Below are 11,969 nucleotides of genomic sequence, written 5' to 3' on the forward strand. Positions count from 1 at the left end.
CGCGCGACTCAGCGCATAGCCGCATCGGGTCCCGCCGGCCGGAGAGGGCCGAATCTACCGGAATCCGGGTAACTCGACTCTGTGAGGTGGGGTTCCTCCTCCGGCTGGTGGCATCCTGAAGCCATGAATCAGCCACTCACAGTCGAACAGATCCGACGGGCGCCCAAGGTACTCCTGCACGACCACCTCGACGGCGGGCTGCGGCCGTCCACCATCGTGGAACTGGCCAGGGAGACCGGTTACGAGGGCCTTCCCACCCACGACTCCGAGGAGCTGGGCCGGTGGTTCCGCGACGCCTCGGACTCCGGTTCCCTGGAGCGCTACCTGGAGACGTTCGCGCACACCACCGCGGTCATGCAGACACGCGACTCCCTGGTGCGCGTCGCGGCGGAGGCCGCCGAGGACCTGGCCGCCGACGGCGTGGTCTACGCCGAACTGCGTTACGCCCCCGAACAGCACCTGGAGGCGGGGCTGACCTTGCAGGAGGTCGTCGAGGCCGTCCAGGAGGGCCTGGACCTGGGACGAAAGCGCGCCGCGCAGCAGGGGCGCGACATCCGCACGGGACAGATCGTCACCGCCATGCGGCACGCCGCGCGGTCCTCGGAGATCGCCGAGCTGGCGGTCCGGTACCGCGACTCGGGGGTGTCGGGCTTCGACATCGCGGGGGCCGAGGCGGGCAACCCGCCCACCCGTCACCTGGACGCGTTCGAGTACCTGCGCCGTGAGAACTTCCACTTCACCATCCACGCGGGGGAGGCCTTCGGGCTGCCGTCCATCTGGGAGGCCCTCCAGTGGTGCGGGTGCGATCGTCTGGGTCATGGCGTGCGCATCATCGACGACATCGCCACCGACGACGGCGGCACCCCCCGGCTCGGACGCCTGGCCCAGTACGTGCGGGACAAGCGGGTGCCGCTGGAGATGTGCCCCAGCTCCAACGTGCAGACCGGAGCGGCGCCCTCCATCGCCGAACATCCCATCGGGCTCCTGCGCGACCTGCGCTTCCGCGTCACGGTCAACACCGACAACCGACTCCAGAGCGGAACCAGCCTGTCGGAGGAGTTCGCCAAGCTCTCCGAGGCCTTCGGCTACGGCTGGGACGACCTACAGTGGTTCACGGTCAACGCCATGAAGTCGGCCTTCCTGCCCTTCGACGAGCGCCTGTCGCTGATCAACGGCATCATCAAGCCCGGTTTCGCCCAGCTGAAGTGGGCGACCGGCTGATGGACGGGCCCACACCCACCACCCACTACTCGACCTTCACCCGGGTGGCCGCGATCGTGTGGATCGTCATCGCGGTCCTGCTCCTGTTGGACGTGCTCTGGCGGGGACAGGGCCGCGAGGCCTGGATCGCCGGGGCCCTGCTGGTGGTGTCGATCTCCGCGGCGTACCTGGTGTGGCTGCGTCCGCGTGTGGTCTCCACCGAGCGCGGGCTGAGGGTGATCAATCCGCTGCGCGAGACCTTCGTGCCATGGGCCGCCGTGCTCTGGGTGGACGTCACCGACGTCCTGCGAGTGCACACCCCGGGCCGGATCGTGCGCTCCTGGCCGCTGCGTGAGACGAGGCGTCAGAAGGTCCGCGACAACCTGCGGCGCGAGGGGGGCTACCTCGACCAGGAGGACGGGGACGAGGATCCCGCGGGGATGCGGCCGGTGGACCTGGCGGCCCTGCGGTTGCGGCGGGACGCCGAACGTCACAAGGCGCGCCCGCTCAGTGGCCCGGTCAGGGACGTGGACGAAGCCGGTCCCGCGGCCCTGGGCGCCGAGGACGAGCCCCAGACCATGGTCCCCGTGGAGGTCATCGTGGTCGTCGCCGCGACCGTGGTGCTCGTCGTGGCGGTGTTCCTCCTGACCTGAGCACCGTCGCTCTCCCGATCCGGCCCGGCTCCGTCCCGCACGCGGACCGGGCCCGACGTCGTTCTCCACGAGGTTGACGCGCCCCCCGCTTTTCTGGTTAGGTAAGGCATGCCTAAGGGGAAGTCTCCGGGGGGTGGACCTCGCGCGGACGGACGTCCCGCCGGGACCGAACCGAGGGCGACGCGCGCGGTACAACTGGATAACGAGAAGAAAGGTGTCCGGGTCGCGAGTCCAACGGGGTCTGCGGGGATCCCGCGCGGCGTAGGGCACCGGGGCGCACATCGCCTCCGGCCGGATCATGGTCGGTACCGTCCACCTCCGGCCTCGGGGTGTACGCTCGCCACGCCGGTACCGGGTGATCCGGTCGGAGGCGCCCCACCGGACGGCCACGCCGTCTCCGTCCTCACCGAGAAGGCCCCGCACCCCGTCGATCGGGGGACCCTGGGCACGGGTCCGCTCCGTGCCGATCCGTGGCGGTCCTCATGACCGAGGACCGGCTTCGCGGGACCGCTCCTAGATGTGGGTGATCACCCTGTTGAGCAGTTCGCCCAACCGCCTCGACCTTTGCGTGACCACCTCCAGCGCGCGTTCGGCCTCGAAGGGCTCGAACAGCGTGCCGACCGCGTCGTTGCTGATCATCGCCAGCCCCAGCACCTCGGCGCCCATCTCCACGGCGGCGATGGTCTCGAGGGCGATCGACCGCCCCACCAGGTCCGCCCCCGCCTGACGCAGCACCTTCAGCTCCGAGGGCGTCTGCATCTGCGGCCCGATCGTGGACACGTACACGCCCTCGGCCAGCGTCACGTCGACCTCGTTGACCGCACGCCGTAGCCTGGCACTGTAGGCGTCGGACAGGTCCACGAACGAGGAGCCGGTGAGCGGGGAACGGGCGGTCAGGTTGATGTGGTCGCGGACCACCACTGGTTGGCCTGGGGAGAAGTCGGTGCGCAGGGACCCCGCCGACCCCGTCAGTACGGCGATCGTCGCACCCGCGGCCAGTCCCGTGCGCACCGCGTGGGTGACCTCCAGCGGCCCGTAGCCCTCATAGAGGTGAATGCGTCCCATGAACACGACCACACGCTTCTCGCCCACCCACATACTGCGGACCCTGGAGGAGTGGCCCTCCGCCGTGGGCGCGTGGAAACCGGGCAGTTCGGTGGCGTCGAACTCGATGTCGTGCGAACCCAGTGTGTCCACCGCGCCCGCCCACCCCGAGCCGAGCACCACCAGTGCGTCGAAGCTGTCGGCCCCGGTACGGGACAGCAACTCGTGCGCCGCGCCGGCCGCCAGTTCCTTCGCGCCACCGGTCGTCCTCGCCCGCTGCTCTCGTTCCATCACACGACGGATGCTACCCGTGGGGGACCGGAATGTTCCGTAGGCACGGACGCGTGTGTCCGGACCGTCCACGGACGCCGGTCCCCCTGTCATGTGCGTCACGGGATCGGTCCCGAGGACCGCGGCACGCCCCGGTCCCGGCGCCACGGTCGACGGTGGTACGAGGCCGTGGGTCCGGCGCGGGCGGGTGCGGTGCGCGTCACGGACGGGCACGGATGACGGCGGGGGAGCGGCCGTGCCCGGGGCGTCTGCTGTTTCCGCCGATCGGCATGACCGACAATGGGGGAAAAGATGAATCAGGTGGTGCCCCGTCATGCCCGCGTATCGTCCGATCACGAGGCGTGCGTGGCGGCTCGGCCCAGAGGGAGTGAAGCAGCGTGACTAAGGTCGTGATCATCGGTGGCGGGCCCGGGGGTTATGAGGCGGCGTTGGTCGCCGCGCAACTCGACGCGGACGTGACCGTGGTGGAACGCGACGGCATCGGTGGCGCTTGCGTCCTGACCGACTGCGTTCCCTCCAAGACCCTGATCGCCACGTCCACCCGCACCACGTACGTGCGCGAGGCCGACCACCTCGGTATCCACATCCACGACGGCCACGACGGTCACGACAAGACCTTGGTCGACGTGGACAGCGACCAGGTCAACTCCCGGATCAAACGCCTGGCCCGAGCCCAGTCCGAGGACACCCGGGCGCGTCTGATCAAGGAGGGTGTGAAGGTCGTCAGCGGTGAGGCCCGTCTGGTCGACCCGCGCATCGTGGCGGTCGGTGACCGGCGACTGCGCGCCGACGTCGTGCTCATCGCCACGGGTGCGCACCCGCGCGAGTTGCCCTCGGCCAAGCCGGACGGCGAACGCATCCTCACCTGGCGCCACCTCTATGACATGGAGGAGCTTCCCGAGAAGTTGATCGTGGTCGGGTCGGGGGTCACCGGAGCCGAGTTCGCCAGTGCCTACCAGGCCCTGGGCTCCAACGTCACCCTCGTCTCGTCCCGTGAGCGCGTCATGCCCACCCAGGACGCCGACGCCGCCGAGGTGCTGGAGGAGGTCTTCATGCGCCGTGGCATGACCGTCCTCAGCAGGACCCGCGCCGAGTCGGTCGAGCGCATCGGTGACGGTGTGATCGTCACCCTCTCCGACGGTCGCACGGTGGAGGGCAGCCACTGCCTGATGACGGTCGGCATGATCCCCAACACGGCGGATCTCGGCCTGGAGGAGGCGGGCGTGCGCCTGGGCGACGGAGGGTTCGTGGAGGTCGACCGGGTCTCACGTACCACCGTCCCCGGTGTGTACGCGGCGGGCGACTGCACGGGCGTGAACATGCTGGCCTCCGTGGCCGCGATGCAGGGCCGCATCGCCATGTGGCACGCTCTCGGCGAGGCCGTCGCCCCGCTCAAGCTCTCCACCGTGGCCTCCACCGTGTTCACCCACCCCGAACTGGCCGCGGTGGGCGCCAGCGAGGACGACGTGCGCAGCGGTCGGATCGACGGCCGAACGGTCACCCTGCCGCTCAACACCAACCCTCGGGCCAAGATGAACGAGGTCAGGGACGGTTTCGTCAAGCTGATCTGTCGTCAGCACACCGGTATCGTGCTGGGCGGGGTCATCGTCGGTCCTCGTGCGAGCGAACTCATCCTGGGCGTGTCCATCGCGGTCCAACAGCGTCTGACGGTGGACGACATCGCCCACACCTTCTCGGTCTACCCGTCGCTGTCGGGCAGCGTCACCGAGGCGGCCCGCTCCCTGATGCTGGCCTCACCGGAGTAATCCCCTCCTACTCCCCGGAGCCCGCCGCGTCTTCGCCCGTGAGGCTCGCGGTGGGCTCCGCCCGCGCCGCCGTCCTCCTTACCCGTTCTTGACGCGGATCGGGTAACGTCCTCCCGTGATCTGTCCCAAATGTCAAAGCGCCATGCGCACCTTCGACCGGCAGGGCGTCCACATCGAACAGTGTGACGGCTGTCAGGGCATCTTCCTGGACCGGGGAGAGTTGGAGCGCATCGTGGACGCCGAGCGACGGCACTACGGTTTCGCGCCGCCCCCGGCCCCCCAGACCCCGCCGCCCGCCTACCCCCAGGCTCCCGTGGCCGGCCATCCCGGCGGCTACCCCGACTCTCCGCGCGGCTACCGCGGTGGTTATCCCGACTCCCCGCGTGGCTACCACGGCGGCTATCGGGACTCGCCCCCGCCGTACAGGAGGCGCCGCAAGAGCTTCCTGGAACAGCTCTTCGACTGATCCCCGAGCCCGAACCGGCCGAGGAGCCCCGTGCACCCGCTGATCTGCGTCCACTGCGGGGAATGGGACGAGGTCCCCGACACCGACGCGGGGACCTCGACGCTGCGCTGCGCCTCCTGCCTGCGCACCCGCCCGTTCCTGCGCCTGCCCCTGTACTGCGTGTCGGGTCCCAGCGGCACCGGTAAGTCCACCATCGCCGGGATGCTCCTGGAAAGGCTCAGGAGCCGCTTCGTCGTCCTCGAACAGGACCTGTTGTGGGTGGGCGGACTCCGGGACCCCGCCCACGACCACCGCCTGTTCCGCTCCACATGGCTGCGTACGGCCGCCATGGTGCAACAGAGCGGTCGGCCCGTCGTGCTGTGCGGGACGGTGATGCCGCCGGAGTTCGAGCCCCTGCCCGAACGCGCCCTGTTCACGGACGTCCACTATCTCGCGTTGACCTGTGAACCCGACGTCCTGGCCGCGCGCCTGCGTGCCCGACCGGCCTGGCGGGGGTGGGACGAGGAGCGGATCAGGGAGAACCTGGAGTTCGCGGCCTGGGTGGTGGACCGGGCGGAGGCCCTCGACCCTCCACTGACACTGCTCGACACCACCCGGACCGACCCCGTGGAGACCGCCGAGGCCGTGTGCGGGTGGATCGGTCGGCTACAGGCGGCGGCCGACGGCACGTGAGCGGACGGTACCGGGTCCGCGACGAGGAAAGGGCTCCGGGCGTGTCGCCCGGAGCCCTGAGGACACGGAAGCGGTCAGAAGTCGAAGCCTCCGAAGTCGCCGAAGTCCCCGCCTCCACCGAAGTCGCCCCCGAAGTCGTCTCCGCCTCCGAAGTCGCCCTCGGCACCGACGTCTCCGGCACCGAGACCCATGCCCATGCCCATGCCCATCATCGACCCCATCATGGAGCCCATCATCATGCCGCTGAACATGCCCATCATCATGTTCATGCCGAAGTAGCCGCTGGCGTAGGGCGAGTAAGCCGGGCCGGCGTCGTAGTACGGGCGACGTTCGCCGTCCACCTCGACCAGGCGGACGTCCGGCTGACCACCGGTGCGCACGGCCCGGGCACAGTCCGCACAAGCGGTGACCTCGCGGGGAGAGCCGCCGGGCGGAGCCCAGACGACGTCCTCCGTGGACGGACCGTGCTGTGGGTTGAAGAAGCACGGGCCGCGCCGGTCGGGGACCGGGTCACCGTTCATCCGGGCCCGCGTGGCGGTCATGTAGTAGCGGCCGTCCTCCAGGGCGCTGGTCACCAACCGGACCTGCTCGGGTTCCTGGATGGTGTCCAACAGGGACTTGGCCTGGTCGTAGGCGTCCATGGCGCGGGAGTAGTCCTCGCGGGTGGCGTCGTCGACCTTGGCCAGGTCGATCTCCAGACGTGCGACGTCCTCACCGAGCCGGACGACGTCCTCGGTGGCCATCTGCCGGATCTCCTCCAGCTGCTTGGCCTTCTCCGCCTCGCGCTTCTTCCGGCTGTTGTGGACGAACCAGGCGCCCGCGGCGACGAGCGCCAGCAGGAGTCCGAGGAGCACCAGTCCGGAGACGGTCCCCGCCTGTTCGGACTCCTCCACCTGACCGACCGCCTCGGGGACGGCCACGAGGGTGTCCACCTGGTTGCCGCCGCCCTCACGGACGGCGATGTCACGGATGGCCTGGGTGTCCTCCACGTCCGGTGACAGGACGACGAAGTCCTGGTTGCCCGCGAACACGGCGTAGACGCCGTCGCCGACCTCGTCCATGACCGGGTCCATCAGGACGTCGAGCCCGGCCTGTGAGGCGACGGTGTCGGAAGGCAGGATCACGTAGTAGACGGGTGTGTCCGAGCCGGCCGAAGCCGCCTCCAGGGCGCCCTCCTCGGCCGAGGGGATGGCGTCGATACTCGGCTCGATGAAGACGCCGTCGTCCTCCAGTTCGTCGACGACGGCCTGAGCGTCCGGTAGTTGGGGCTGGGTATCGGCCGCGGCGGGTACCGCCGCGACGCTCACCGCCGCCGCCGCGAGTCCGGCGGTCAGCGCAGTGGATGTTGCCAAGCGGCGCAGCATGATCGTTCCTCTCGCCTCCCTCAAGGATAAAGACGAATGACCTCCCCCTCACAGTTCCCGATGTGCCCCATCCCACGTGGGGTGGAACACGCCGCGGCCCACCGGAGGACTCCGGCGGGCCGCGGGGAGGGGGCACGGCGGACACCGGCCCTAGCCGGAGGCCCCCACCGTGGTCTTCGGGGCGTCCGGTTCCTCACCGGCCTCATCGCCCTCGGCGTCGGTACGGGTCTCGTCCAGCGGTACGAAGCCGGAGGCGGTGCGCGGCGCGTTGTAGCGGGGCAGGTCCAAGATGCCCTCCCGCTTGGCGACGATGGCCGGGACCAGTGCCTGGCCCGCGACGTTGACCGCGGTGCGCCCCATGTCCAGGATCGGGTCGACGGCCAGCAGCAGGCCCACGCCCTCCAGGGGCAGGCCCAGGGTGGACAGGGTCAGGGTCAGCATGACGGTCGCGCCCGTGGTGCCGGCGGTCGCGGCGGAGCCGATCACCGACACGAACGCGATCAGCAGGTAGTCGGTGACCCCGAGGCTGACACCGGGGAAGAACTGGGCGATGAAGATCGCCGAGATCGCCGGGTAGATGGCGGCGCAGCCGTCCATCTTGGTGGTGGCGCCGAAGGGGACGGCGAAGGCGGAGTAGTAGCGCGGCACACCCAGGTTCTGCTCGGTGACGCGTTGGGTGACGGGCATGGTGCCCATCGAGGAGCGGGACACGAAGCCGAGCTGGACCGCGGGCCACACACCGCTGAAGTACTTCAGCGGGGACAGGCCGTTGAGGCGGGCGAGCAGCGGGTAGACGGCGAACAGCACCAACGCCAGGCCGATGTAGATGGTCAGCGTGTACTTGCCCAGGGCGCCGATGGTGGTCCAGCCGTAGCTGTACACGGCGTTGCCCAACAGCCCGACGGTGCCGATCGGGGCCAGGCGGATGACCCACCACAGGGCCTTGAGCACGACCTGGAGCGCGGAGTCGGTGAAGGTGATGAACGGCTCGGCCGCCTTGCCGACCTTCACCGCTGCGACGCCGAGGACGACGGCGATGACGATCAGTTGCAGGACGTTGAAGTCCAGGGAGGCGCTGAAGGATCCGTCGTCGGCGCCGGAGACCCTGGCGCCCAGTCCCAGGAAGTTGACGGGGACGATGCTCTCGATGAACGCCAGCCAGGAGCCGGTGCCCGAGGGCTCGGCCAGGGTGGAGTCGTCCACGCCGCTGTTGAGGCCCGGGCGGAGGGTCAGGCCGAGCGTGATGCCGATGGCCACCGCGATCAGGGCGGTGCCGCCGAACCACAGCAGTGTCTTCCACGCCAGTCTCGCCGCGTTGGCGACGTTGCGCAGATTGGCGATGGAGGAGATGACGGCGAGGACGATCAATGGCGGCACGATCGTCCTCAACAGCGTGACGAAGGTGGAGCCGACGGTCTCCAACGTCACGGCGAGCCAGTTCGGCTGCTCGTCGCCGACCGGGCCGATCCGAAGGGCGACGAAGCCCAATACGACGCCGAGGACCAGGCCGGTGAGGACCTGGGCCGCGAACGGGAAGCGGGGGGTTCTGCGCTGTGCGGGCACACCTGTGCTCTGTGCGGACACGGGATGGGACTCCAGGATGTGAAGACGGCCCGAGGACCGCGTGGGGTGACGCGGCGGGCACGGAAGGGGTTCTGGCCGAGGAACGGCGGAAATCACCCAGGGGAGGGTGCACGGGGAGGGGTGCGTGGCGCACCGCCCGGACGGGCGGCGCGTGGACCTAGCTACACGCCTGACAACCGCAACGGCACAGGTCGATGTGCCAACGTCGCGTCAGTCCCCAGATGTTCGTCACGACAGGGGACAACAACCCTCCTCATGTCCGGTATTCCTCCCAGGTGGCCGTCACCGAGTTCCTCCTCGGGGCCGTATCGCCGACAGGGCGGGCGTTTCGGTGCCGCCTGCCGGCGGATGCGGTGAGGATCACCCTCCGGTGGGGAGTCAGGTGGGACGATGTGCGGGAAGCACCGTTACGGGGTGACAGTGATGGCTACCGTGGGCGACGAGAACGATCCGATGATCGGAGACCGTGACATGCCCGTTCCAGCCGTGGTCGCGCGACCTGACCCAGAACTCGACGGCGCGGTGCTGCTTCCGATGCCGCCACAGGACGGGTTCACCGCAGAGGACCTCGACCGCATCCCGGATCTTCCGCCGCACACCGAACTCATCGACGGAAATCTGGTACTGGTGAGCCCTCAGAAGCTCTTCCACACGTTCATGCTGGATCTCTTGGTGATGGAGATGAGGTCTCAGACGCCGGAGACTCTGTTGGCGTGTCGGGGGATGACGGTGACTCTGGGCGAACGTCAACGGCCCGAACCGGATCTCGTGATCATCGACGTCGAGGCATACGAGGGGCCGAACGGTACGTCGGTCACCGCCGAGTCGGTGCGGTTGGCGGTCGAGGTCCTCTCGCCCGAATCGGAGGTGCGGGATCGGGGCCGCAAGCCCCAGCTCTACGCGCAGGCCGGTATTCCCCACTTCTGGTTGGTCGAACAGGAGGGGGACCACGGTTCCGTGGTGTACGTGTACGAACTCGATCCGGTCAACGAGAAGCACACGAACGTGAGTGTGCAGCGAAGCCGTCTCAAAGTGGACGTGCCCTGCCGTCTGGACATCGATCTCACCCGTCTACCGCGGCCCCCACGGGCGAAGAACTGACGGGACGACGCGGGCGCCCCGACGCGGGCCTTCGGCCCTCTCGCCGTGCTCGGAGTGGTTGGAAGGACCTTCGAGGTTCGGCTCTAGGCCCCGTTCTCTCCATGGGAGGTGGTCCTTTTCTCAGCACGTGTCCACCCACCGCCGCGACAGCAGAAACTCCTGAGCGTCGAAGGCCACCTCGCCTGCGGCCACCACCGGATTGTTCAGTTCGGGTGCATCCGCGCAAGTCCGACAGCACCATGGCCCAGGAACAGGTACGAACACCACACCGTCACCGGCTGCTCAGCACCAGGTCCCGATACGGGAGGGTCACCACCGGGTGAGAGTCCAACCGTAGGAGCCGCTCGGTTTCCTCCAGCCGACGAACAACGTCCTCACGAGTGCCTGCGGAAACGATCTCGGTCTCGACGAACGAGCCCAAGCCCGCAACCGTGTCCACCACCACCGACAGCTCCGGCCACTCCGAAGCGCGGTAACAGGTACGCGACTTCTCCACGCGCGCCAGCAGGACCATGCCCAACGCCTCCAACAGTCGGTGGGCGTGCGCGACCTGACCGCTGTCGGCCAACGCCACGTTGGTCTCCTGCTTGGCGATGACACCGTCGGTGCCATGGGTGGTGGCGTCGGAGGCGGGTTTGTAGGTGACCTCGCACCCCCCGTCCCGTTCCCGAACCCGCAGACACTCGACCGTCTCCAGGAAGTCGACGTCGGGGCGGCTGTAGTAAGTGTCGACCTCCACCACCGGCCCTGTGGGGACGAATCCCCACTCCTCCAGGCTCCGCTCCAGCAGCTCTCGCTTCTCCAGCGCGCGTTTGCGTTCGATCTCGACCAAGGGCACCGGGATCATTCCCTTCCGGGGGTGAGAGCCGCGTATACGCGGGCGAGGTCGTGCTTGCTGAACGACTCCCGTACCCCGTGCAGGGCCTCGGACAGAGTCCGGGAGTCCGACACCGGGATGTTACGGAACAACACGAGCTGTTCGGCGTCCTTCAGAGGGTTGGCGAGCCGTTTGGCCAGATAGCGGTTGTAGTGATGACGCTGCCTGACCATGATGTCCTCGGCCCTGGAAGGCAGGAGCACGGTCTGGCGAGAGATGTCGGCGCCGATCTCGTTGAACGAGGACATCGCTCGGGCGAAGGCCATCGTTCTTCCTCCCGATTCCGACGCCGCTCCGGTGGTTCTGCTCAACCCGGAGATCATCGGCGAATCCTCGCAGACGGATTCCCGGTACGAGGGATGTCTGAGCTTCTTCGACGTGCGCGGGATCGTTCCCCGCGCACGTCGAATCGAGGTCGAGCACACCCTCACCGACGGGACCACCGCCATCACCGTGTTCACGGACGCCCTGGCCCGTCTGGTGGCACACGAGGTGGACCACCTTCACGGCATGACCTACAAAGCACGCATGGCCGACGGGGTGTCTCCCATCCCGGTGGAGGAGTACCGGGGAACCGGGAAGTCCTGGGACTACGACCGCGGCACGGTATGAGGGAGCGCCGGGGCAGCGGTGGACGGCCGCGCCGGGAAGAACTCCCGGCGCGGCCTTGGTGATGGTCGTGGTGGGTACGGGTCGGTATCTCGGAACAGGCCCGCGACCAGGTGGTGGGCTGGTACCGCGACAACCCGTCGTTGCGGTACTAGGCGTCCTTGATCTCGCAGACGACGGCGCCGTTGCCCACCGTCTCACCCGCGACCACCTTCAGGCCGGTGACCGTCCCGGCCTTGTGCGCGGTCAGCGGCTGTTCCATCTTCATGGCCTCGATCACGACCACCGTGTCGCCCTCGGCGACCTCGGCGCCCTCCTGGGCCACGAGCTTGACCACGGTGC

13 protein-coding genes are annotated in these 11,969 nt (G+C 68.8%); 7 read left to right on the plus strand and 6 right to left on the minus strand.

The annotated features are described in order from the left end of the window. The first annotated feature begins 123 nt into the window (after nt 1–123). Together PFX91_RS06160 and PFX91_RS06165 are read left to right on the plus strand one after the other, a co-directional pair. Nucleotides 124–1,221 carry an adenosine deaminase gene (locus PFX91_RS06160; RefSeq protein ID WP_285730049.1) on the plus strand — a complete coding sequence of 366 codons (1,098 nt, stop codon included), beginning with the start codon at nt 124–126 and terminating at the stop codon, nt 1,219–1,221. After that, the gene (locus PFX91_RS06165) at nt 1,206–1,853 is read left to right on the plus strand and encodes a PH domain-containing protein (RefSeq protein ID WP_502888256.1); all 648 of its coding nucleotides are present in this window, start codon (nt 1,206–1,208) and stop codon (nt 1,851–1,853) included. Before PFX91_RS06160 ends, PFX91_RS06165 begins: the two co-directional genes overlap by 16 nt. Before the next feature lie 513 nt (nt 1,854–2,366). Here PFX91_RS06165 and PFX91_RS06170 read toward each other — a convergent pair. Next, complete coding sequence (locus PFX91_RS06170; RefSeq protein WP_502888264.1) at nt 2,367–3,188, minus strand: purine-nucleoside phosphorylase; 822 nt, start codon at nt 3,186–3,188, stop codon at nt 2,367–2,369. A gap of 377 nt (nt 3,189–3,565) precedes the next feature. On the opposite strand from PFX91_RS06170, the gene PFX91_RS06175 reads away from it, so the two are divergent. The 3 genes from PFX91_RS06175 to PFX91_RS06185 all read left to right on the plus strand — a co-directional run bounded on the left by PFX91_RS06175 (nt 3,566) and on the right by PFX91_RS06185 (nt 6,092). Next, nucleotides 3,566–4,954, plus strand: a complete 1,389-nt coding sequence (locus tag PFX91_RS06175; RefSeq protein WP_285730053.1) for an NAD(P)H-quinone dehydrogenase — start codon at nt 3,566–3,568, stop codon at nt 4,952–4,954. Between the two features lie 115 nt (nt 4,955–5,069). Next, entirely contained in the window at nt 5,070–5,420 is a 351-nt protein-coding gene (locus tag PFX91_RS06180) for a TFIIB-type zinc ribbon-containing protein (protein ID WP_285730055.1), read from the plus strand. Between the two features lie 30 nt (nt 5,421–5,450). Next, a complete protein-coding gene (locus tag PFX91_RS06185) occupies nt 5,451–6,092 on the plus strand; it encodes an AAA family ATPase (RefSeq protein WP_285730056.1) in 642 nt (213 codons plus the stop codon). A 74-nt stretch (nt 6,093–6,166) separates the two neighbouring features. Here the strand turns inward: PFX91_RS06185 and PFX91_RS06190 are convergent, their stop codons facing one another. Both PFX91_RS06190 and PFX91_RS06195 read right to left on the minus strand, forming a co-directional pair. Next, nucleotides 6,167–7,456: a chemotaxis protein CheA gene (locus PFX91_RS06190; protein ID WP_285730057.1), complete on the minus strand. Its 1,290-nt coding sequence runs from the start codon at nt 7,454–7,456 to the stop codon at nt 6,167–6,169. Between the two features lie 150 nt (nt 7,457–7,606). Further along, nucleotides 7,607–9,040 (minus strand): dicarboxylate/amino acid:cation symporter, encoded by a 1,434-nt coding sequence (locus PFX91_RS06195; RefSeq protein ID WP_285730059.1) that lies wholly within the window; start codon nt 9,038–9,040, stop codon nt 7,607–7,609. A 423-nt stretch (nt 9,041–9,463) separates the two neighbouring features. On the opposite strand from PFX91_RS06195, the gene PFX91_RS06200 reads away from it, so the two are divergent. Next, entirely contained in the window at nt 9,464–10,141 is a 678-nt protein-coding gene (locus PFX91_RS06200; protein ID WP_285730103.1) for a Uma2 family endonuclease, read from the plus strand. A gap of 271 nt (nt 10,142–10,412) precedes the next feature. On the opposite strand, the gene cyaB is transcribed toward PFX91_RS06200, so the two are convergent. Together cyaB and PFX91_RS06210 are read right to left on the minus strand one after the other, a co-directional pair. Then, nucleotides 10,413–10,988 carry a class IV adenylate cyclase gene (gene cyaB / locus PFX91_RS06205; protein ID WP_502888257.1) on the minus strand — a complete coding sequence of 192 codons (576 nt, stop codon included), beginning with the start codon at nt 10,986–10,988 and terminating at the stop codon, nt 10,413–10,415. Beyond that, nucleotides 10,985–11,284, minus strand: a complete 300-nt coding sequence (locus PFX91_RS06210; protein WP_285730062.1) for a hypothetical protein — start codon at nt 11,282–11,284, stop codon at nt 10,985–10,987. Before PFX91_RS06210 ends, cyaB begins: the two co-directional genes overlap by 4 nt. 31 nt (nt 11,285–11,315) lie before the next feature. Here PFX91_RS06210 and PFX91_RS06215 point away from each other — a divergent pair, with 31 nt between their 5' ends. Further along, nucleotides 11,316–11,630 carry a peptide deformylase gene (locus PFX91_RS06215; RefSeq protein ID WP_285730064.1) on the plus strand — a complete coding sequence of 105 codons (315 nt, stop codon included), beginning with the start codon at nt 11,316–11,318 and terminating at the stop codon, nt 11,628–11,630. A 148-nt stretch (nt 11,631–11,778) separates the two neighbouring features. Here PFX91_RS06215 and PFX91_RS06220 read toward each other — a convergent pair. Next, the coding region (locus PFX91_RS06220) for a biotin/lipoyl-containing protein (protein WP_285730065.1) at nt 11,779–11,969 on the minus strand (191 nt) is incomplete at its 5' end.

Source organism: Nocardiopsis sp. ATB16-24, assembly GCF_030271535.1.
Classification (GTDB): Bacteria; Actinomycetota; Actinomycetes; order Streptosporangiales; family Streptosporangiaceae; genus Nocardiopsis.